The organism is Acinetobacter sp. Root1280, assembly GCF_001425285.1.
GTDB lineage: Bacteria > Pseudomonadota > Gammaproteobacteria > Pseudomonadales > Moraxellaceae > Acinetobacter > Acinetobacter guillouiae.
Genome location: NZ_LMED01000001.1, coordinates 533356 through 555469 on the forward strand (window position 1 = coordinate 533356; position 22114 = coordinate 555469).

The following is a 22114-nucleotide window of genomic DNA, read 5'->3' on the forward strand; positions in this document are numbered from 1 at the left end:
TGTATTTGTTAGATTATTGAGCTTTTGACTCGTGTTAAATCTAGGTGCTACGCAGATAGATACACACTCTGCTCGGGCACGGTTTATCATGCAGGAGCAGGTGAAAATTGTGCTGTCCAATTTTTTAAAGTCTCTGGGCTTACAGGGTTTGCAATCAAATCTAGAACTACAGGTACTGGGCGTTCTGCTTCATCGTTATAACTGGTGGTAAATAGACGAACACGATTTAAGCAAACCTTATTGTATTGATTTCTAAATATCGCAAACTTTTCAATTCTTGCTGAAAACTCTGGATGTTGCTGATGAAACTCAGCAATCACATTCGATACGGTTTGCCAAAATTCAATCTCATGATATTGTGGAAAATCCTGTAGAAATACATTACAGATATAGCGGTAATGCACCATAAATAAGCCAGTAAAAATAAAATGACTGAGGTCTTGTGCTGAATGCCTCAATAAAATTTTGGCTTCATCAGGAAGATCCGCCAGCTCAGGAAAATCTTCATCGACAAGATTCATATCATCGATAAAGTCTTTGAGCACCATGGCCTTAGGCACCCCATTTTCATGAATTAACATGGTATTTTCACCATGTGGTGAAAATGCAAGTCCGTATTTATAAAGGCAAATCAAGAGCGGCTGAATACTGACGGTGATGAATTGTTTGAGCCAATCTAATGGTGCTAATCCTGAAGCTTGAATAAGCACAGTTAAAATGGAAAGCCCCTGAATATCACGATGTAATAAGGCAGCTTGTGATAAAACCTGCTGATGATATTCAACAAATGGATCTACGCTCTCACGCCATAAACAGCCAAATAACTCTTTGAATTGATAAGGTGCACCTTCAATGTGATCATAACAAGGTTGCTGAATGGTCAAAGTTGCAATCTCGCCTAAAAACACCACACCCGTTTTTTGTAAATCCACATCTTGTTTTAAAATATTTTTTAACCACGCTGTAACAGCAGGTGCAGCTAAATTCCTTTGAGCAGGCAATCCTCGATAAACAGCGGTATTTAAAATACTCACTGGTAGTTTAATGTAATGACGTTGTGCATCTGATGTGTTACATAAAGTGCGAATTGATTGCATTGGCACATAATTATCCTGTCCAATGTTAAGTTCTACAATTTTTTGATCTACAATTTCATTGGCATAAGTTGGCACAATCCATTGGTGCCATTGCCAAGCATGTACAGGAACTAAATAATAATCCTCTGAATTTAAAGCAAGGTTTTGCATTTTTTCGCGAAATTCTAGCAATTCCTGCTCGTCAAACTCATGGCAATATAATTGCCCTGCATACCATTCAGTGGTAGAACGAAACTCTGCCAAATCTCGATGCACAGCCAGCCATAACACTTTGACTCTAGGTAAAATCTCAGGCGCTGAGTTCAAATAATCATCATAACCAAAACCGATTCGCCCCTTACTCATAATTAACCAAGGATGACCGCGCAACATCGCTTCGATTTGATAATGCGGTGCATTCAGTACTGCTACACTTGTTAAACGATTTTCATCCAGTACATGGGCTTCGGCCAACCACGTATTGTTCATCTCTTTAATCAAATAGGCTTTGGTAAAGGGTTTAACCCCAACCTGATTGGAAAAAGCGGCAATAAATTGATGTAAATTCCAAGCGGGTCTTCTGGTATCGACAGTTAAATCACGTACTGAACCTTCTTGAATATGCCAATGCCCCAATAAGTATTGTTGTGCATTAAACTGATAAATTCGGTCATCCAATCTCAATTGAAATACATCATTATCCAAGCTTTCAGCCTGAATAATTTCTTCATATAAAAACTCAGCGATTGCCATTTCAATCAAGCGTTGGCCTGCACTTCGCCATTGGTTCTGATTAATTTGTAACTGTGCAAAACTCATAAGCTGTTCTCAGTATTCGAATATTGTTGATGGTTTTGTTGATGCTGAGAATGTTGTGTATTGAGGCTTTGGGCTTGAAAATTCACATTTTTAACCAAATCTTCAACATGCTGAGCATGCACATGATGTTGTGTTGCGATGTTTTTCTGGATCACTTGGACTTGCGGATTTTGCAAAGGATCAAAATGTTGGAAACATTGTGGGGCTATTGCTAAGTCATATAACGAATAACCTATGAGTTGATTTGCAATTGTTGCCGCACGATAAGCGCCTAAACCCAAATCAGGGGTACCAACACCATGACTATGCATATCCATGTTCTGAACAAAAATTTCACCAATGCCAGCATATTCGACAGCATAATTTGCTGAAATATTCCAATGTCCTTGTGGATTGGTTTTAATCCAGGGCTTCAGTTGCTTTAGAAATTTAAATTCAGGACAGCGATAGCCTGTAGCACAGATCACATAATCACTGTCTAGACTGAACTGATTTAATGTCACCCGATCTTGAAAAATCAGTCTAATTTTCCCCTGTTCCGTTAAAACAGCATCTATTAGGTTGGACTGACTGTGTAAATGCGTCGCTAAATCATTTCCAGCAAGATGTCGATGGTAAAGTTTCTTATATATTTCACGAATGGTTTGCGCACTGATTCCTTTATATAAAAGTGACTGTTTACTCAGTTGTAAATCTTTATTGAGGTCATCAAAGCAATGAAAATGTTGACTATAGTCTGGACTAAAATGTTCTAAAGCTAATGGTGTATATTCCATAGGGAAGAAACCATTGGCTCGAGTCAGCCAATTGAGATTGAATTTTGGTTGAGACACCTGATCAAATTGATATTGACGATCGAATAAATCTAAAAAGATTTCTGCCGCAGATTGCCCTGATCCCAGTACCACAACATTGCCTTGTAAATTTTTTGGCTGATGTTCTAAATAATGTGCTGAATGTTTACATCGCTCAGGATAGCTTTGAATCAATGTCTGCATGCATTGTGGGATATAAGGCACATTTCCCGCACCCAATACAATGTTTCGACAGCTATAGCGTTGATGAATTCCTCCCTGTATAACTAAAACTTCAAAGCCATAGTATTTGGGTACAATTTCTGTGACCACAGATAAATATTGAATATGTTCAATTTGTTCTGCAACCCATTGACAATAATGATTATATTCCTTACGAGGGATATGTGGCTGTTCTAAAAAATAGAACTTATAGAGTTGCTGTTGCGCTTTTAAATAATTTAGAAAACTAAATGGGCTGGTCGGATCTACCATAGAGACCAAATCAGCCATAAAAGGCACTTGCAACATACTATTTGGAAGCTGCATTCCTGCATGCCAATCAAACAGGGCTTGTTTTTCAAAAAACAAATATTTTAGCTTTGATTTTTGTTGTAACAAACTTGCTAAACTTAAGTTAAACGGTCCTAAACCCACAGCAATAAAATCAAGCATAAATTGCATCCTTCCGTTTTAGACATAAAGGATTTGGCAACTGAATATAAATTGATTGCTGTTCTACTGGCGCAATCAGTTCATCCAGCTCATATAAACGCGTAAGTAAATTCCCTTTATATGGCAAGGTTGGTTGATACAATAAGCCTTGTAATAAACTGCTGTCAGAATACTGTACATATAATTCCATCAATTTATCTTTTAATAGATCAATGAGTTGCTGTTCAGAAACACTCCCTGTTGCACCAATTGCGTTGATAATGCCAAATAAAGTATTACCAAAAAAATAATAACTGAACCGTTCATCAACCAAAGATTTGTGACCAACAGCCTGCGCTTTCCCATCAAGGTCAGGGAATTCTTTTAATATTTCAGTGGCATATTCTTCGATATAGAAAAAACCCTGATTGTCCCTGAGCCATAAATTCTTAGGATACGCATTTTCCAACTCAACCAATACATTCTGCTGATGTGACTCAAATGCCATCCCATAGTGATGATACAAATACATCAAGGGAACTAAGCTGATCTCTAAAAATCGCTCAAACCAATTTAAAGCAATTTTTTCAATACTTAGTTGCGGTTCTGCCTGTGCAATTTGTTCAAATAAATGATCAAAGCGATTTAATTTTTTTGCTGGATGATCTTGGCATAAGGAGGCAATACATGACACTTGCTGATGTCGATCAAATGGCTGATCTCTAAAAATGCAAATCGTTTCATTGACAATTGTTCCATCGATGATTAACGCAGTCCATGCGGGGTCATTTATTGCTTTCAATGTAGGACAAGATTTTAAAATCGACTGACCTATTCGCCCCTGCCAAAGTTGACGCGTGATTTCTCCACGATGACATTCTTTGGCTAAATTGACTCGGATGGAATTGGTAATCATCACGGATAGTGACGGTTTCACCATCCAAGGTGCTGAATAGCTGACCAATGTTCTGACGGATGTTGTTGCGGAAAAATGCCAAGCCTTTTCACCAAAATCAATCAGTTTTTTCTTAGCTTTTAATTCTTTATACCAGTCTTTAGTCTGTAAATAACGTGCTTGCCATGGATGCAATGTCAATAATTTATAGCTTGAATGTGTATGAATTAAATCTAATTCTGCTTCGCTCAAATACCATTGCATATGCTTTATGAGTTGGCTAGTAATTGGCTGATCTGATGTCGCACTTTCTGCCAGATATTCTGGTGCAACTAACCAGTAATACAGTTGTGTTTGACCCTTATGTTCTGGTGAGAACTTTAACCAATCTTCATGAACGAAACCTGTGCGGCTCTTAGGCGCTGGATGCATACTATGCCCAAGAATCAGTGCTTGTTCTGTCTGAATGAAATCTTGTTTGGCTTGAATTAATTGGTCAAAATCATATTGACGCTGCTTTAAAAACTCAGCTAAAGCATCTCGGCTTTGTATCCATTTTTCAACCAATGATGCTGAATCTAAGGATTCAACAGCGTTTCGTACCAGTTCTTCCAGAAGTAAGCACACAATTGCAATTGGACTAAACCTTTGCACTTGTCCTTTATTAAAAATCTGTGGCAGTTTTTCTATTCGATGCCGCCCTACAAGACTCGTATATGCAAGCGGTACAAATAATTGGGATTGGATGGATTCCAGTGGAATCATTAACAACGTCAAGCCTTGGCTAAACGCAAGTTGAGTAGAGTTTTGCTGATACTTTTCTAGTAAAATTCTACCCCCAGTTTCTTGTGAGTATGCATTGATTAGGTGCTGCATCGCCAATCGGCTGGCAAGCTCTTTCATCTGACCATATCCTCTGTACAAGACTTTTTACTGCACTAAAAAGATCTAGAAATTTGATTTATGTTTTTCTTGGATCGTGTAGCTCTGCTTAACACAAAATAATGATAATCATTCTCATTTGTTAATGCAATTTTATACACTGCTTCTTTGTATAGATTTAACACTATGATTCTGTGAATATTTATGATGAATTGGTCTTTTTCTTATCGTTTATCTGTTAAAATTTTCAATTGTAATAAATGATAATATTCTCATTTAGAATTGAGAAATTTCATCGAAATTTCCATTTTAAGGGATTATTTAACAAGTTTAATTAATCTACAACTTCACTAGCAGATTTTAATCTAAAGCTTATTTATTGATTTATTGTGATATTTTTATGGGAAAATAAAAAATAGATTTAACAGCATACGGGAATTGTATCCTTTCTTTAAAATCATAACTCCTCTTTACCAGTTTTGCTGTTTTTTAGTATTTCTTCAGTGTAGTAACGTTTATTCAGAATGTAGTTTTGCTTGGGTAATCTCGTGAATACTTCACTTGAAAGCTTCATTATTCTTAATTTTATTGGGATTTGTACTTACGTGGTGTCGAAGTTAATCGATTAGAGCTTGAACAAAAGTCAAATGCGTACCCTTTTTATACTGCAACAATTATCATTAAAAATAGTATTAATGTAATAAACTCAAGAAAAACAATATAAAATATTGATTTTTTAAAATAAAAATCAAATAATTTTATCTGAGAAGCATAAGGTGTATTATCTTAATTTTAGATACAAAACTGAGCTATAGATTTTTATGTTGGAACATAGCGATATTAATTTACCGATTATTATTATTGGCGCTGGGATAGCAGGAATCGCATGCGCTAAAAAATTACAAGAAAATGGTAAAAAAGTTACCATACTCGAAGCGAGGTCTCGCATAGGTGGGCGCATAGATTCATTGCAATCTGATGCTAATGTTTTTGATTTAGGTGCATCATGGATTCATGGCGTTGAAGGTAATCCTATCTGGGAAATTACCCAAGAGAATCATATAGCAACAACTGTATTTAACTATGACAAATCGCAATATTTTCATGAAAATGGCTTGTTATTTTCTGACAAAGAAGTCCATGAGTTTGAATCTTATGTAGAAGAAATAGAAAAGCAACTTTCTCAAACACAAACGTTATCGGCCCTCAACGCGACTGAAGAAATAATTTCTTCTTTACATTATTCAGGTAATACATTTTCAAAAGATTATCTTAAAAAATTATTATTTAACTTTTTCAACCGAATAGCAAATGATCCATTTGCGACCAATCTTGAGCTACTTTCATCGAATTATAAAAATTACGAAGGTTATTTTGAAGGTGATGAAGTTATTTTTCCCAATGGTTATGCTCAAGTTATAGACGTGCTTTCAAAAAAAATAGACATTCAATTCAATATAGATGTAAAAAAAATCATCTGTGAAAATGATTATGTAAAAATCATTGATTCCAATGATAATTTTTACATAGCTTCCCGCGTAGTGGTTACTGTCCCACTCGGAATCTTAAAGAAAAACCATATAGCATTTTATCCAGCATTACCTCATCACTATGCGCAATCTATTCAAGATATTGGATTTGGATCCTTCAATAAAGTATTTTTCGAATTAGAACAACCACTCTCTTTTAGATCAAAAATGCCGATAGACAAGATAAGTGATTTCTATTGGAATGAGCTTGGCTGTTTTAATATCCTTGACTTATCTGGAATTTATAAAAAACCAATTTATTTAATGCTGTTTGGAGGAAAGCAATCTGAGTTTATCGATAATTCAGCGGATCATGAAATATCAAACTTTATTTTTAGTAGCTTGCAAAAACAATTTAACAATATTCCCCATACACCTAAAAAACTCATCGTGACACGTTGGGGCTCCGACCCTTATAGTTATGGTTCTTTTAGTTTTCCCTCACTAAAGCACAGTGAGGATATTGTTAAAGTACTGCATCAACCAATTCAAGAAAAAATCTTCTTCGCTGGCGAACATTGTAGCTTGAAATATGCGGGTACTGTTCATGGCGCATATTTAAATGGCGATGAAACAGCTCAAAAAATATTAGCTGAAATACCACTTATTTAAGCCTAATCTCAGCCATGAAAAAACCTCCCTAGGGAGGTTTTTATAATGTTGTCTAGTGTTAGACGCATTGATAATAGACTTCTTTCATAAGTCCTTTTTAAAACCATTAATCAACATAAAAGTACCCTCATCCTAGCCTTCTCCCAAAGGGAGAAGGAACTTTCAATACCAACACTTATAAATTAAAGCGCCAATCACAGCACCAACAATTGGTGCAACCCAGAAAAGCCATAATTGACTCAGTGCAGCTGTTTCAGCAAACAAAGCCACTGCTGTACTACGTGCAGGATTGACCGAAGTATTGGTGACAGGAATACTGATTAAATGGATCAAAGTTAATGCCAAACCAATAGCAATAGGCGCAAAACCTGCTGGTGCACGTTTATCTGTAGAACCGAGAATTACAATTAAGAAAATAGCAGTTAAGACAATCTCAATTAATAATGCAGAAACCAAAGAATATTTTCCAGGCGATAAATCACCAAAACCATTTGTTGCAAATCCGCCCGTACCAGTGAATCCTGCTTGACCTTGTACAATCAAATACAATATAAATGCCGCGAAAATACCACCTACGACTTGAGCGATAATGTATGGTGCTAAGTCTTTTGCATTAAAACGACCGCCAACCCATAAACCTATACTTACTGCGGGATTGAAATGTCCACCTGAAATATGACCTAATGCGTAAGCACCAGTCAGTACAGTGAGACCAAACGCGAGTGCAACACCGACAAAACCGATACCCAATTCTGGAAAAGCTGCAGCAAGTACTGCACTACCACACCCTCCAAAGACCAGCCAAAATGTTCCAATAAATTCTGCAAAATATTTATTCATATTCATTACTTTTCTGTTCAATAAATCCAACCGGAATTTAGCAAAACAAGTCACACTTTTAAATAAAAATATGAATTATTTTACAAAAAACATAAGTAATTGATGAAATGACTAAATTTATAATTTTTATAGAACAAACCCTTCGATTGAAGGGCTTGTTAGACAAATTAAAATTCCAATTCAGAGGGGGAAGAAGGAATGATTTAATAAATCTATTGCTAATTATTAACATGTATATGGATTTATACAATCTTATTTAATAGAACACAGCATTCTAAAAATTTGAAGATAAATCAAAAAGCCCATCTGCGGGTGAACTCTTTAGCCGATTTATGGCAAAGAACTACTTATGATTAAAAAGCTGATCTGTTATCTTTTGATCAACTTTACTTCGATGTCCATTGTCAAAATATCGATCTACATGGCATCGTTTTGTATTTGTATCGCAGAATACTCCATTTGAGAAAGTAAATGCAGAACGATCAAAATCACCTTGTGAGAAAACTTTATTCGCTTTTTGGGTTCCTAAATATTGAGCCGTAAGTGATTTTGATACACCTTTCTTATTTACACAAATATATTGATCACAAATCACACCTTTTTGAGGTGAAACTAAACTTGTGCTGGTTTTAGCAATCGTTGGAAAACTGATGATTAAACAAGCGTAGCTGATGATATTCAATAATCCTTTAGAAATTTTCACTTTTAAACCTGCAAAACAATACAAAAAAATAAAGGGAAATTATAAGATCAATTAGATTTAAGATATACAACAATTATGTTTAAACCTATATAAGAAAACACGTTAGGCTTCTTTTATAAGACATTTTTAAAATGATAAATCAACATGAAAGCCCCTCATCCTCGCCTTCTTTCAAAGTGAGAAGGCGATTTCAATAGCAATATGAATCACTCATTATAAACATTCATTCAGTTTAGAAATAATCTAGAGATATTATGATTAACAGCAGAATTATCGATAAAATCAAATAAGTATTGATATTATTAAAGCTCTTAAGATAATTTAACATTCGTCATTTCCCATAAGAATTTAATAAAATACTATATGGTTGACGGATAGATAAAAGACTAGGAAAAGAAAAGCAGACAAAAAAATACCATCGATAATAAAATTGGTTAAAAATGTTGCACGATGAAATTTAAATAAACTTGTAAAGCTAATAAATTAACACTTTTATATTCAAAAAAACTTAAATCACAAGTTAAGCTAATAAATAGTTTTAGCTATTTTAAATAAGTTCATTTTAAAAACCAAAATTTAGATTTATTGGTGATATAAAACTTTAAATCGGTGGCTCCACTAACTCTCTTCACTTATTTATTTAAAATTTATCGACGTAAAATGACAATTAAGTATTTTTAGAAAATGCTTGGAATCAATTCAATTCATCAAGTTTTAAAAAATAATTCCTTTTGTCAGGTCTATCATTTTTTAAATGCTTTAAAAATATTTTAGCAGTTTCCTCAGATACATCCTCTCTTAGGCAACGTTCAACAAAAGATATATCTACAAATTCATCTGCTAATCCAGCACGACCAAGATCTAAAAAGTAAATTTCACCAGATTTATCTATAAAAATATTACTATCCGTGATATCGCCATGAGAAAAAACCAATCTTTCTTCAACACGAGTCTCATTTAACTCATTCCAAAGACTTAGGTAAGTTTTATGGTCTCCCCATAATTCAGCCTCAAAATCATCTTGATCTATCTCGTCAAGGAGTTGGTTATCAATAAAAAATTTTGACTCTTTTAACCGATGATCAATGCTTGAAATAAATGGGCAATCAATAATAGCAACTGCATTTAACTGATTGAGTGTTTCCTTATAGATAGCAAGCAATTCTTGCTCTGTTAAAAAAAGCGCTGAAATTGGTTTTGCATTGATCGCTTTAGTGATCATGAATTCAAACTGCTCATCCTGAAAAGTCATGATGAGTTCAGGCACCTTTAATTTATCAGAGAGCCAACTCAACATTTTCGCTTCACGAGAGACACTGTATGTGGTCTCTGTATATAAAGTGCTAGATCGCTTAAGAAAAAAAGTTTCATTATTTCGATTAAAAGAATAAACATCCGATGGCGACTGACCAATTTTATTTGGCTCTAAAACGCTGTTTCCAATAAATTGTTGAATAATATTAGGCAATTCCATCAAGTTTTCCTTTTATTCAGCATTAAAAACCTCGCAAATGCGAGGCCTAGTAAATAGATGATCTTAATTAGGTTCACTGTAGCAAAAATATGGCTTATTCTCTATAGAGGGTCAATGCATCAAACTTTTGTCATTACCTCTCAATTGCATAAATAGCGCTAGGCTTAAGGAAAATGGGTTGCTGTATTTCTCTGTCTCAAATCTCAAGAATAAGCTAGAGCAGAATATTAGACAGCAGCAAGACCTCAGGATGCAGACAAATCGCGGAGTAGTTGCTCCAAATCCTGTTCGCCTACTTTTGTTTGAGCACCTGCCTGCAAGCCGCCACGAATGAGTTTTTCAGCAGCCGGACGCGCAAACAGACCAGCCCATGCCTTGTGCTCTCGAAGGAAGTCTTCACTTAAATCCGTTGGTGGGATTGCTTTCTTTGCAGCGGCGATGACCCCTTCAGGTAAAGCTGCAATATTTGTGGCGATGCGATGAACAAAAGCGTCTAACTCATTTGCCGGAAGCGCACGATTTACCCAACCATATCGTTCGGCTAGCAAAGCGTCAATAAGGTCAGCACCAAGAATTACCTCTAATGCACGCCCCCGTGTCATACGCTGTGAAAGATATTGAGTACCACCACCGCCAGGAATAATCCCCATCAATGCCTCACATTGGGCGAGACCAGCGCGCCCAATAGCAGCAAATGCCATGTCCACTGCTGCCACAAATTCAGCACCGCCACCACGCGCCAAGCCTTCGAGCTTAACAATTGTCACTTGCGGCTGTGCCTGAATCATCTCTCCCAAAGCCTGAAATGGATTCAATCCATTAGGTACATCTTTTGCGAACTGGTCAAAAGCGTTTGGCTCATCAATTAAGGTCATGTCTACATGAGCGATGAAAAACTCAGGATCGGCGCTTTGGAACACGATTACACGTGTTTGTGGGTCATCACGTACCTGAGTGAGAAAAGCTCGAATATCACTCATCAATGCAACATCCAATACATTAACTGGTGGATTGTTAATGCTGACAGTCGCCACGCCTTGATCATGCTCAATGTGAAGTGTGGAATAAGTTGGAATGGTCATCATATACCCTTGATTTTAGCTGTGTGCAATCATGGTATCTTATGTATACTTAGTGTCAATTACGCACCTTAAGCATCCTAAGTATCTTGGAGCATACCTATGAACCCTGATCACGATCCAATCTACCGTGCCGACTGCCCAAGCCGTGCCATTCTCGATCAAATCGCAGATAAATGGTCAATGCTGGTTTTGATGGTGTTACATGAACCACGCCGCTTCAACGCCATCAAACGGCGTCTTGATGGTATTACCCAACGTGTATTGACACAGACACTTCGCAAGTTAGAACGCAATGGTATGCTGACACGCACCGTTATAGATGGGAAAACGCTAGGGGTGGAATATGCCTTGACGCCACTTGGTCAATCACTCAAATTGCCTTTTAACGCGCTCTACGACTGGACCGTCGAGAATATGGATACCATTCAGGTGTGCCAATCTCACTATGACCAATCTGATGATATTATTCGCACAGCTACCACCCAGCAATCAGGCATAACACTGAAATAACGTGTGTAGTCGCTAGCTAAAAAGATGAGAACTTGGCTTGCTCGTCCAAAATCTGATGAATATGGAAAAGATTATTTAGGTTTTAAAACTACCACCTGTTTTGCTTACTTAATTTTGTTCCACTTTCATCTATACAATAAAAACCACCGCAAAGGTGGTTCATATCTTGAATTAATGACTGTAATCTTTGTCTTTAATTTTCAGTTCTATTGCCTTAGTGGAGTCAATATTTTTGTGACTAATATAGTGAATAACAGTTTTTTTTAAATTTAACGCTAAAAACACATCTCATTCATCAACAATATCAACAAAATTTGCACCCAACACCTTGGCTAAATTTTGAGGTTTCACCCCAATGTCTAAACCACGTTTACCACCACTAACATACATCATTGCTAATGCTGTTGCGCTAGCATCAATCACCGTTTTTAAACGCTTTTTTTGACCTACAGGACTGATTCCACCGACTAAATACCCAGTTAAACGCTCTGCATCTTTAGGATCTGCCATATGTAGTTTTTTACAAGCAAAAGCACTCGCCACTTTCTTTAAATTTAATTGATGGTTCACTGGAAGGATGGCAACAAAATAATTTTTATCATCTGTCACCATCAACGTTTTAAACACTTCTTCAACATTTAAGCCTAATTTTTCAGCAGCCTCTAAGCCAAAACTTTTTGCATTTACATCATGTTCATATTCATGAATTGAAAATTCAATTTTATTTGATTTTAAAACTTTGCAAGCAGGTGTCATAGAATAAACAAGATCAAAATTAAGAAGACTTTTGAATTATAGGACTATTTATATAAATTTTAAAATAACAATACAAATTTAAATGGTGAAAATTAATACTTGTAAAATCATGGATAACTTGATTAAAATCCTGTCATATACCTTATATTACTAGAACAATGCCATCAATCTATCAATTAAAACCAGCATTTCAAAACTTACTGCGCCCTTTTGTTCAAAAGCTTTTTAATATCGGAATCACGGCAAATCAAGTCACTTTGTTAGCGATGTTTATATCGCTCGGTTTAAGCTTTTTTCTATACCAGTATTATCTGAATCATGCTGTAAATGGGTGGTTATTGCTCTTTCCCTTGTGGATGTTGCTACGAATGGCTTTCAACGCCATCGATGGAATGCTTGCTCGTGAATTTAAACAACAATCCAACTTAGGTGCATTTTACAATGAATTGTGTGATGTTATTTCGGACACAGCACTCTATCTATGCTTGATTGCTTTTGGCTTTATCAGTGCAAAATTACTGTTATTGATTGCTTTCCTTGCAATTCTAAGTGAATACACTGGTGTAATGGCGCCACTGATTGGGCAAGAACGTCGTTATGATGGCCCAATGGGGAAAAGTGACCGTGCATTTTGGTTTAGTTTAATCACAGTCGTGATTGTCACCGTGCCATTATTCACTACAAATTTACAACTTCTCGGCTTAATCTGTAATGGCATACTCATTTTAATTGGTCTGCTGCTTAGTTTAACCATCTATAACCGAATTAAAAATAGCTTAAAAACAGCTTTATAAAACAGTTTCATATTTAGGGTAAATTCGTATGTATAACAACAGTCATCACACCTTTAAGAGTCATGATGGAACAGAATTGTTTTATCAACATTGGGCAACCAACTCACCAAGCGAAACAAAAAAAGCCATTCTTCTGTTTCATCGTGGACATGAACATTCAGGACGTATGGCGCATTTGGTCAAGGAACTCAATTTAAGTGATTTTGATTTCTTTGCATGGGATGCCCGCGGTCACGGCGATTCCCCTGGTGAACGTGGTGATGCACCTAGCTTCTCAGCATGTGTAAAAGATATTCAATATTTTGTCCAACATATTGAAGAAAACTATGGTATCGATGCCAAGAATATTGCTGTAGTTGCACAAAGTGTAGGTGCGGTATTGGCTGCAACATGGGTACATGATTATGCGCCTAAAATTCGCGCCTTGTGTCTCGCGTCCCCTGCTTTTGATATTAAGCTTTATGTGCCATTTGCCGAACCAAGTTTAAGAGTCATGGAAAAAATTCGCGGTAATTTTTTCATCCAAAGTTATGTTAAAGCCAAAATGCTGACCCATGATGAAGAACGTGCTCAAAGCTATGATACCGATCCTAAAATTGCTAAAGCCATTTCGGTGAGAATGTTGCTTGGGCTCTATGATGCCTCTAAGCGAATTGTTGCAGATTCACAAAACATCTTTGTACCAACTCAAGTGTTATGCTCAGGTTCAGATTTTGTGGTTTTTCAAAAACCGCAACGTGAATTTTACCAAAAGCTTCCGCATCCTAAAAAAGAATTACATATTTTAGATGGCTTCTTTCACGATACTTTAGGTGAAAAAGATCGCCATATAGCAACAGAAAAAATACGCCGATTTATCCAGCAATGTTTTGCTGTTGAATATCAAGCTCCAGACGTTTTAAATGCGGACAAAATTGGTCCAAGCTGTGCTATAGCTGAAGATCTCAGTTCACCATTACCCGCTAAATCAATTAAGAATGCATTTTGGGAAATCACCAAAAAGAATCTAAAAATTGGTAGCCATTTATCTAAAGGCTTAAAAATTGGTGAAGACACAGGCTATGACTCTGGAAGTACCTTAGACTTTGTTTATCGTAACCAATCTGAAAGTAGCAATCCTATTGGCAAAATCATTGACCGCCAGTATTTAAATGCGATTGGTTGGCGTGGGATCCGTGTTCGTAAACAAAACATTGAACATTTGGTTCAGAAATATGCAGATATTCTAATTAAAAAACGCAAACCATTGAGAATCATGGATATTGCATCTGGTCATGGACGTTATATTTTAGATGCTGTGGTTCAATTACCAAAACGACCAGATTCAATCTTATTGCGTGATTATAGCGATATCAATGTACAAGCTGGTCAGCAAATGATTGCAGCACGTGGACTCAATGACATTGCTGAATTTGTTCAAGCAGATGCATTTGATACACAGTCTTTGGCCTCTGTTAAACCAAAACCATCACTTGCTGTGGTTTCGGGTTTATATGAGTTATTTGCAGACAATGATTTGCTACGTCAATCACTTGAAGGCTTAAGTAAAGCAATCCTTAAAGATGGTTATTTGATTTATACCGGTCAAATTTGGCATCCACAGCAAGAATTTATTGCGCGTGCACTAACCTCACATCGTGAAGGTGATGCATGGGTAATGCGTTTACGCTCACAAGCGGAAATGGATGCACTTGTTGAAGCTGCTGGCTTTAAAAAGGTTGACCAATGTATTGATGAGTTTGGAATATTTACCGTCTCAGTCGCACAGAAACTTTGACACCATGTAATCAAGTTAGGATCAATCAAATGTGCAAGGATGCACACTTAACTTAGAAATGGATTAAAGAATATGTACACACTTGAAGATATGCGTAGATTTCCACTTTGGCCTAAAAACCAATTCCGTCTGAATTATGATGTAGATTTTGATGGTGATAATTATGAATGGCGTGAGTGTGTAACACATATTTTAAATGTATTAGAAAAAATTTATCCTATTAAGGTCATTTCAGAACCGCCTTTCGAACCATATGAAGATTTTATTGAACTTACATATTTAATTGGCGATGAAAAAATAACTATAGGAAATGATTTTGCATTTTCTACAATTTGGATTCAAGCAGATAGCGTAGAATTAGCTTTGGAAATTAAAAATATCCTTTCTCAAGAGGTTCCCCTACCTAAAGAAAGACTTTTAAAACCAAATCATTCGATAACTGAAATGAATACTCTATCTGATTCTGAATCACATATTACGGATAGAGAGATTGTTTCTGATTATTCTAAAAATCTCCAGCCTTATCAACCTAATAAAATTTTTATGAGCAATAATCTAATCAAAGAAACAGGGACTTGGAAATGGGGCATACTTTGCTTAGTTTTTCTTGCGCCTTTCTTTTTTCTCACTTATGGCTTTGCAAATCAATATGCATCAGGTCTGAGTGATGTTCCAAGTATTGTCTTTGCTTGGGAAAAGCATATTCCACTTTGGGCTTGGACAATTGTACCGTATTGGTCAATTGACCTGTTTTACGGCCTCTCCTTATTACTTTGTTGGAACAAATTTGAGCTTAAACAACAAGCGCTTAGGTTATTTTTAGCGCAAGTCATTTCGATTAGTTGCTTCTTACTGTTTCCTTTAAAGTTTAGTTTTGAACGTCCACCTTTAGATGGTTTTTTCGGTCTATGGTTTGATGTCCTCATGGGCTTTGATAAGCCCTTTAATCAAGCGCCCTCATTACATATTGTTTTGCTGATGATTCTTTGGGATTTCTATCGTCGCCATGTATTTGGGGCATGGAAATATGTGGTCGATTTTTGGTGTGTGCTGATTGGAATCTCTGTACTCACGACATGGCAGCATCATTTTATTGACCTTCCCACTGGAATACTGGTTGGCGCTTTATGCTTATGGTTATTTCCAATTTCAGTAAAATCCCCATTTAGAAAAGATGGACTGCAACTGTTAACAGCAAAGCATTTAAAGCTTGGTAGTTATTACCTTTGTGGCTCAGTGATTTTCTTTATCTTAGCCTACGAGTTTAGACCTTGGGGATTGTGGCTAATTTACCCCGCTGTGAGCCTGTTTATCGTTGCACATAGCTATAGTTTTGTACGTCCACATTTTTTTCAAAAACAAGAAAATGGTAAAATGACGGTTGCTGCACAAATACTGCTTGCGCCTTATTTAATCTTTGCTTGGTTTAATAGTCGTGTTTGGACCAAAAAGCATCCCGAAGATTCTTTTATCATTCAACATGAACTTAAAAAAATCTATATTGGAAGAATTCCAACACAACAAGATCACCACCAATACAATGCAATATTTGATTGTGTTGCTGAGTTACCCTTAAATCAAGCAACTGCATATCAGCAATATCTCAGTCTAGATCTGATTCCATTACAAGCCAATCAGCTTGAGTTAGCCGTAGCACGATTAAATGATTTGATGTCAAAGCTTGAACCAAGCTCTACCCAAAATATTCTGATTTTTTGTGCCTTAGGTTATTCAAGAAGTAGCGCTGTACTCACCGCTTGGCTGATTCAACAAAACCAAGATGCCAATATTGATGAAATGGTAAACATTATTCGTAAAGCTCGCCCTTGGGTGGTATTAAAACAAGCCCAATTGGAAGAATTAGAAATTTACCATCTAAAACTGAAAGGTTTAGCGCCATGAAAATGAATTTTTATGTGGTTGCGCAACTGTTGTCTGCAACCACAGCTATATTACTTTCAGGTTATTTGGCTTTTGCCTTATCTATTTTTGCCATCCTGTTCAAAGGCTGGCAATCCTTTGAATTCTGGACGTTCATTGTCATTACATTGTTATTATCTGGGCTTCATCATTATCTCTCATTTAGAGTTAAGTTTGATGCTCAACTCATTAAAATGATTGCACGTGAATCCCAAACTGAATCTATTGAAAACTTAACCCTGCAATTTGATCAAACCCTAATGAGTATGAAATTGATGCCCGCATCTAAAGCAGGACGTGATTGGTCACAGCGTTTTGCAGGATGTTTTAAACTTTTAAAACTTCAAATTGCTTTATTATTGATACAATATCTGGTCTTAATGATTTTGATTTCTAGAATTATTTAGAGCGATTTTAACCTCAACTGATACAGTTTTAGCTGATATATTCAATTGTTATTGTATGATGGTTTGAATCATCTTAAATCAAGAAAATTCTCAGCTTCTCAGCAGTGAAGATCTTGAAATGCTATAAAATTCTTCTATGATTCAAAAAACAGAAATGATAAATTTGTAAATGGAGACCAAGTTTTTTACTTTTTATTCAAAACTAAGTTTGGTTATATTTTTATTCTAGTCACTTAAAAAGTAGAATTTTGTACTTTAATCACCCTATTATACAGCTTGCCCCACAATAAAATGCTTCAATATCAATCGGCTTAGAGAATGAATCAACTACCTGAACAACGTTCCGAACAAGATAAAGAGTCATACAATAAACAGTCTTTAGAGCAAAAGACTCAACACTTAGATTCATCTAATGGAAATTTAGCATCACACTCTATTGCTCGCTTTATCGCATTTTTGACACGCCGTGGCGCACGACTCTTAACTGGTGCTCGTAGCTTATGGGTTGGTTGTCAGCCTGAGATGAAACAACGTATTTACTATGCCAATCACAATAGTCATATCGACTTTATCTTATTATGGTCTTCACTTCCAAAACTGATGCGTCGTAAAACTAAACCTGTTGCTGCTTCAGATTATTGGCTGAAAGATGGCTTTAGACAATTTTTAATTAAAGACACCTTTAATGGTGTTACGATTCAACGTAATCGCGAAGATAATGCAGACCCTTTACAACCTGTGAAAGACGCTCTTGCTCAGGGTTATTCCATTATTTTTTTTCCTGAAGGTACTCGAAATCTTGATGATGATCTTGAGCTGTTACCTTTTAAAAGTGGCCTCTATAACTTACATAAACAATTTCCTGAGATTGAGATTGTCCCTGTTTGGATTTCAAATCTAAGACGTGTCATGCCAAAAGGTTCTTTTGTTCCTTTACCTTTACTGTCTACCGTATGCTTTGGCTCTCCTTTAGAACAACATTTAGAAATGGATAAAGCCACATTTATAGATTATGCACAGAAGCAGCTATTACAATTAAAAGAGGTTGAGAATCAATGATTTTAGATAATCTAAATAAAACCTATCTTTTATTTGGTATTTTTGCGGGAATTTTAGTTTTTGCATCTAGCGTGGGCTTTATTCTCAAGCAAAAAACTGGGCAAAAACCCTCATCAGTGATTGATAATTTAAACGCACGGATCAATGCTTGGTGGGTGATGTTGATCGTCATTGGCGCAGCCATCCTATTGGGTCAAACTGCATTTATTATCTTATTTGGGATTATTTCCCTGTTTGCTCTACGAGAATTTACCAGTCTATTGCCGACACGGCGTGGTGATTATTTCCCTTTACTTATCGCCTTTTATTTTGTTATTCCCTATCAATATTATTTGATCTATATCGACTGGTACGGCTTATATTCAATTTTTATTCCACTTTATGTATTTTTACTGATTCCAATAGCCAGTCTAAAACAAGAAGATACCAAACACTTTCTTGAACGCAGTTCTAAAATTCAATGGGGACTCATGGTCTGTGTTTTCTGTATTTCCCATGTTCCTGCATTACTCAATTTAAAACTAAATGGTTTTAAAGGTGAACCGATTTGGTTAGCAATCTGGCTGATTATGGTTGTTCAAGCATCCGATGTTTTGCAATATGTCTGTGGTAAGCTTTTTGGAAAGCACAAGGTTGCACCGGTCTTGTCACCATCAAAAACAGTTGAAGGCTTAGTGGGTGGTATTGTTTTAGCCACAGCTTTAGGTGTTGCTATGGCATGGCTTACTCCATTTAGCTATCTACAAGCTGCATTGATAGGACTGGTTGTGTGTATCTTTGGCTTTTTCGGTGGTTTGGTAATGTCTGCCATCAAACGTGACCGTGGTGTCAAAGATTGGGGACAGTTGATTCATGGTCATGGTGGAATGTTAGATCGGATTGATTCTATCTGCTTTTCTGCACCCATCTTCTTTCATATTTTAAGATATTGGTGGAGTTAGTGAATAAACATGATTGTGAGAGATATAGATGAATTACAAAATAATATTTACAATGCTCTGTGTAGGTTTTGGTCTGCAAGGGTGCAGTTTATTTAATCAGTCTGAATGTAATAATCAACAAGTGACTGATCGTGTAAAAAAACTCTACTCAAGTCAGGTAAATATCAATTTTGGATCAAAATTAAATCAACTTACTCAACAATTTAATCCAAATGCAAACACAACAACAAAAACCATACCTTCTATAGAAGGAATCACTTTAACTAAAATAAAGCGATTAAATCTGGAAAAATTACAGGCTGATAAAGACAATCAGGATTCACAAAATCTAATCGATTTGATTACTGATCGCTTTGAAGGTGCGCAATATATTTGCCAAGGTGTAATTCAACAAGAGATTAGCACCAATGTACTTGCTGATATGACCAAAGAACTTTCAGGTGAAAACTCAAATGTGATTGAAGGAAATAAATTAAATATTCCAGTAATTTATGCTCTGTACCAGCACAATGGAAATCAACAATTTGAAGTCCAATATACTGCTCAGAATCCATTGCATTTAATGTTGGCAATAATGTTACAGAAAAAACAAGCAAAAATGACGAAATAACGCCTAAATAGCAAGCAACCAGAAGCTTAAGATACAAATCACGAATAAATCTACCAATTTTCATAGATTGACAGGTTTAAATCAGCTACTTAACATCAGGGCAATCTTGGATACATAGCATTGGTTTTATTTTGAATTTTCAGTATCAGTTAAAAATAATTTTTACAGTGGGCTTAACACTTGCGATCACAGCATGTTCGTCTTTGGGTGGTGGCTCTGTGCAAAAACGTGCTGCTAAACTTTCGACTGGAATCCAAAAAGCCTATTCTGTCTCTCCCGATGTTGCCAATCGTGTATCCCCAATGATTGTACAAAGTGCGGATCAGTATGATGTAGATCCTTTACTGATTGCAGCGACCATACGTCAAGAATCAAGCTATCGGAGTTATGTCACCTCTCCATCTGGTGCTGTTGGGCTTACCCAGATCATGCCGCGTTATTGGCAACAAGCCTGCCCTGGTGATTTGTTTGATGAATATACCAATGTACGCTGTGGCACCATGATCTTGGCTAAATACAATCAAAGTGCAGGAAGCTGGAAAAAAGCCTTAGCCTACTACAATGTTGGACCCACAAATTACCAAACAAATCGTAAAATGAAACGCCAAGGTAAACGATACGCGAAACAAGTCAAACAACATGAAAAACAGTTAAAGTCTTCATTATAAAGTTTAAGAATAGAAACTGAATATCAATAAAATAAACCCACTCTTGCAGATACTTGAGTGGGTTTATTTTTTATCCATGACAACAATACACAGCATAGATATAGACGATTTAATTCAAACTTAATCTGCTGAAATATCTTCAAACAAAACGGAAGACAAATAACGTTCACCCGCATCTGGAAGAATCACCACAATGGTTTTGCCTGCATTTTCAGGACGAGCAGCTAATTGTGCAGCAGCAGCTAAAGCCGCACCACTAGAAATACCGACAAAAATACCTTCTTGAGTGGCACTTTGACGGGCAAAATCAATCGCTTCTTGGTTGTCGATAGCAATAACTTCATCAACTAAGTCTAAATCCAAGTTTTTAGGAATAAAGTTTGCACCAATCCCTTGGATCTTATGTGGCCCAGGCGTTAAAGTTTCACCACGTTTGGTTTGTCCAATAATTGGTGAATCTGCGGGTTCTACAGCAACGGAGTAAATCGCTTGCTGCTTGACCTTTTCAAAATAACTTGAAATACCTGAAATGGTACCGCCAGTTCCGACACCAGCAACAAGAATATCGACTTTACCACCTGTTGCAGCCCAAATTTCTGGACCAGTTGTTGTTTCGTGTATTTTAGGATTGGCTGGGTTTTCAAATTGTTGCGGTAAATAATATGTTTCAGATTGTTCTGTTGCTAAACGTACTGCCTCATCAACTGCGCCTTTCATACCTTTTGCGGGTTCAGTTAAAATTAAATTTGCACCCAACGCTTTTAATACTTTACGGCGCTCTATACTCATACTTGCTGGCATGGTTAAAGTGATCGCATAACCTTTTGCCGCTGCTACAAATGCCAATGCAATACCAGTATTCCCGCTGGTTGGTTCTACAATATGCATGCCTTTTTTCAAAAGCCCCTTCGCCTCTGCATCTGCAATAAGTGCAGCACCAATTCGATCTTTAACAGAAAAAGCAGGATTACGACTTTCAATTTTTGCTAAGACCGTTGCGCCACCTGTAATAAGACGATTGATACGAATAAGTGGTGTATTCCCAATTGCCTCAGCATTATTAGAATAAACAGCAATACCTAAGTTTTCAGTTGCTGGAAAATTTGGATCTGTAGACATGACCTTTCCTTGAATTTAAATGAATTTATATCAATCTATCATAATGCTTTTCTATGAAACTTTGATATTGAGTAACTGAATTTAATTATACCAATATCGAAATAGTTTATTGATAAAAATCATAAGTTTAGTTTTTAGGCAAAGTGTTTGACCGATTTGTCGTCAAATCAAACTATATATTTGTATATTATTT

Annotated in this window: 19 protein-coding genes; 10 read left to right on the forward strand and 9 right to left on the reverse strand. The window is 36.3% G+C overall.

The window, feature by feature from the left end; genetic code table 11:
* Window positions 1-86: 86 nt before the first annotated feature.
* Genes ASC84_RS02600 through ASC84_RS02610 form a run of 3 tightly spaced genes read right to left on the reverse strand, consistent with a single transcriptional unit; the run spans window position 87 to window position 5141 of the window.
* Window positions 87-1895, reverse strand: coding sequence for an IucA/IucC family siderophore biosynthesis protein (locus tag ASC84_RS02600; protein WP_056511425.1), 1809 nt, complete (start codon window positions 1893-1895; stop codon window positions 87-89).
* Entirely contained in the window at window positions 1892-3364 is a 1473-nt protein-coding gene (locus ASC84_RS02605) for a lysine N(6)-hydroxylase/L-ornithine N(5)-oxygenase family protein (protein ID WP_056511428.1), read from the reverse strand. Before ASC84_RS02605 ends, ASC84_RS02600 begins: the two co-directional genes overlap by 4 nt.
* Complete coding sequence (locus ASC84_RS02610) at window positions 3357-5141, reverse strand: IucA/IucC family siderophore biosynthesis protein (protein ID WP_056511430.1); 1785 nt, start codon at window positions 5139-5141, stop codon at window positions 3357-3359. The genes ASC84_RS02605 and ASC84_RS02610 overlap by 8 nt, the downstream gene beginning before the upstream one ends.
* Before the next feature lie 800 nt (window positions 5142-5941).
* On the opposite strand from ASC84_RS02610, the gene ASC84_RS02615 reads away from it, so the two are divergent.
* Window positions 5942-7261 (forward strand): NAD(P)/FAD-dependent oxidoreductase, encoded by a 1320-nt coding sequence (locus ASC84_RS02615; protein ID WP_056511433.1) that lies wholly within the window; start codon window positions 5942-5944, stop codon window positions 7259-7261.
* A gap of 162 nt (window positions 7262-7423) precedes the next feature.
* On the opposite strand, the gene aqpZ is transcribed toward ASC84_RS02615, so the two are convergent.
* The 4 genes from aqpZ to ASC84_RS02635 all read right to left on the reverse strand — a co-directional run bounded on the left by aqpZ (window position 7424) and on the right by ASC84_RS02635 (window position 11363).
* Entirely contained in the window at window positions 7424-8101 is a 678-nt protein-coding gene (aqpZ, locus tag ASC84_RS02620) for an aquaporin Z (RefSeq protein ID WP_056511893.1), read from the reverse strand.
* Between the two features lie 343 nt (window positions 8102-8444).
* Entirely contained in the window at window positions 8445-8798 is a 354-nt protein-coding gene (locus tag ASC84_RS02625; protein WP_224965527.1) for a YcgJ family protein, read from the reverse strand.
* Window positions 8799-9498: 700 nt separating this feature from the next.
* Window positions 9499-10278, reverse strand: a complete 780-nt coding sequence (locus ASC84_RS02630) for an APH(3')-VI family aminoglycoside O-phosphotransferase (protein WP_056511435.1) — start codon at window positions 10276-10278, stop codon at window positions 9499-9501.
* A 245-nt stretch (window positions 10279-10523) separates the two neighbouring features.
* Entirely contained in the window at window positions 10524-11363 is an 840-nt protein-coding gene (locus ASC84_RS02635; RefSeq protein WP_319822749.1) for an enoyl-CoA hydratase/isomerase family protein, read from the reverse strand.
* 96 nt (window positions 11364-11459) lie between these two features.
* Here ASC84_RS02635 and ASC84_RS02640 point away from each other — a divergent pair, with 96 nt between their 5' ends.
* The gene (locus tag ASC84_RS02640; RefSeq protein ID WP_056511441.1) at window positions 11460-11870 is read left to right on the forward strand and encodes a helix-turn-helix domain-containing protein; all 411 of its coding nucleotides are present in this window, start codon (window positions 11460-11462) and stop codon (window positions 11868-11870) included.
* 288 nt (window positions 11871-12158) lie between these two features.
* Here the strand turns inward: ASC84_RS02640 and ybaK are convergent, their stop codons facing one another.
* Window positions 12159-12626 carry a Cys-tRNA(Pro) deacylase gene (ybaK, locus tag ASC84_RS02645; protein ID WP_056511444.1) on the reverse strand — a complete coding sequence of 156 codons (468 nt, stop codon included), beginning with the start codon at window positions 12624-12626 and terminating at the stop codon, window positions 12159-12161.
* Between the two features lie 158 nt (window positions 12627-12784).
* Here ybaK and ASC84_RS02650 point away from each other — a divergent pair, with 158 nt between their 5' ends.
* From ASC84_RS02650 to ASC84_RS02685, 8 genes are all read left to right on the forward strand, one after another.
* Window positions 12785-13420 (forward strand): CDP-alcohol phosphatidyltransferase family protein, encoded by a 636-nt coding sequence (locus ASC84_RS02650; RefSeq protein WP_056511447.1) that lies wholly within the window; start codon window positions 12785-12787, stop codon window positions 13418-13420.
* A gap of 28 nt (window positions 13421-13448) precedes the next feature.
* Window positions 13449-15197: a bifunctional alpha/beta hydrolase/class I SAM-dependent methyltransferase gene (locus tag ASC84_RS02655; RefSeq protein ID WP_056511449.1), complete on the forward strand. Its 1749-nt coding sequence runs from the start codon at window positions 13449-13451 to the stop codon at window positions 15195-15197.
* A gap of 543 nt (window positions 15198-15740) precedes the next feature.
* Entirely contained in the window at window positions 15741-17099 is a 1359-nt protein-coding gene (locus ASC84_RS02660; RefSeq protein ID WP_056511899.1) for a phosphatase PAP2/dual specificity phosphatase family protein, read from the forward strand.
* Window positions 17096-17524, forward strand: a complete 429-nt coding sequence (locus ASC84_RS02665; protein WP_056511452.1) for a hypothetical protein — start codon at window positions 17096-17098, stop codon at window positions 17522-17524. The genes ASC84_RS02660 and ASC84_RS02665 overlap by 4 nt, the downstream gene beginning before the upstream one ends.
* Before the next feature lie 318 nt (window positions 17525-17842).
* Window positions 17843-18583 (forward strand): 1-acyl-sn-glycerol-3-phosphate acyltransferase, encoded by a 741-nt coding sequence (locus ASC84_RS02670; protein ID WP_056511453.1) that lies wholly within the window; start codon window positions 17843-17845, stop codon window positions 18581-18583.
* Window positions 18580-19524: a phosphatidate cytidylyltransferase gene (locus ASC84_RS02675; protein WP_056511454.1), complete on the forward strand. Its 945-nt coding sequence runs from the start codon at window positions 18580-18582 to the stop codon at window positions 19522-19524. The genes ASC84_RS02670 and ASC84_RS02675 overlap by 4 nt, the downstream gene beginning before the upstream one ends.
* A 28-nt stretch (window positions 19525-19552) precedes the next feature.
* Entirely contained in the window at window positions 19553-20134 is a 582-nt protein-coding gene (locus ASC84_RS02680) for a hypothetical protein (RefSeq protein ID WP_056511459.1), read from the forward strand.
* Window positions 20135-20265: 131 nt separating this feature from the next.
* Window positions 20266-20802: a lytic transglycosylase domain-containing protein gene (locus ASC84_RS02685; protein WP_056511463.1), complete on the forward strand. Its 537-nt coding sequence runs from the start codon at window positions 20266-20268 to the stop codon at window positions 20800-20802.
* Window positions 20803-20922: 120 nt separating this feature from the next.
* Here ASC84_RS02685 and cysK read toward each other — a convergent pair whose 3' ends face one another.
* Window positions 20923-21921 (reverse strand): cysteine synthase A, encoded by a 999-nt coding sequence (gene cysK / locus ASC84_RS02690; RefSeq protein WP_056511466.1) that lies wholly within the window; start codon window positions 21919-21921, stop codon window positions 20923-20925.
* Window positions 21922-22114 lie beyond the last annotated feature (193 nt).

Bases quoted from the DNA above. Each gene is read 5' to 3' on its own strand.
- ASC84_RS02600 (WP_056511425.1), bottom strand. From the start codon at position 1,895: ATGAGTTTTGCACAGTTACAAATTAATCAGAACCAATGGCGAAGTGCA.
- ASC84_RS02605 (WP_056511428.1), bottom strand. From the start codon at position 3,364: ATGCTTGATTTTATTGCTGTGGGTTTAGGACCGTTTAACTTAAGTTTA.
- ASC84_RS02610 (WP_056511430.1), bottom strand. From the start codon at position 5,141: ATGAAAGAGCTTGCCAGCCGATTGGCGATGCAGCACCTAATCAATGCA.
- ASC84_RS02615 (WP_056511433.1), top strand. From the start codon at position 5,942: ATGTTGGAACATAGCGATATTAATTTACCGATTATTATTATTGGCGCT.
- aqpZ (WP_056511893.1), bottom strand. From the start codon at position 8,101: ATGAATAAATATTTTGCAGAATTTATTGGAACATTTTGGCTGGTCTTT.
- ASC84_RS02630 (WP_056511435.1), bottom strand. From the start codon at position 10,278: ATGGAATTGCCTAATATTATTCAACAATTTATTGGAAACAGCGTTTTA.
- ASC84_RS02635 (WP_319822749.1), bottom strand. From the start codon at position 11,363: ATGATGACCATTCCAACTTATTCCACACTTCACATTGAGCATGATCAA.
- ASC84_RS02640 (WP_056511441.1), top strand. From the start codon at position 11,460: ATGAACCCTGATCACGATCCAATCTACCGTGCCGACTGCCCAAGCCGT.
- ybaK (WP_056511444.1), bottom strand. From the start codon at position 12,626: ATGACACCTGCTTGCAAAGTTTTAAAATCAAATAAAATTGAATTTTCA.
- ASC84_RS02650 (WP_056511447.1), top strand. From the start codon at position 12,785: ATGCCATCAATCTATCAATTAAAACCAGCATTTCAAAACTTACTGCGC.
- ASC84_RS02655 (WP_056511449.1), top strand. From the start codon at position 13,449: ATGTATAACAACAGTCATCACACCTTTAAGAGTCATGATGGAACAGAA.
- ASC84_RS02660 (WP_056511899.1), top strand. From the start codon at position 15,741: ATGAGCAATAATCTAATCAAAGAAACAGGGACTTGGAAATGGGGCATA.
- ASC84_RS02665 (WP_056511452.1), top strand. From the start codon at position 17,096: ATGAAAATGAATTTTTATGTGGTTGCGCAACTGTTGTCTGCAACCACA.
- ASC84_RS02670 (WP_056511453.1), top strand. From the start codon at position 17,843: ATGAATCAACTACCTGAACAACGTTCCGAACAAGATAAAGAGTCATAC.
- ASC84_RS02675 (WP_056511454.1), top strand. From the start codon at position 18,580: ATGATTTTAGATAATCTAAATAAAACCTATCTTTTATTTGGTATTTTT.
- ASC84_RS02680 (WP_056511459.1), top strand. From the start codon at position 19,553: ATGAATTACAAAATAATATTTACAATGCTCTGTGTAGGTTTTGGTCTG.
- cysK (WP_056511466.1), bottom strand. From the start codon at position 21,921: ATGTCTACAGATCCAAATTTTCCAGCAACTGAAAACTTAGGTATTGCT.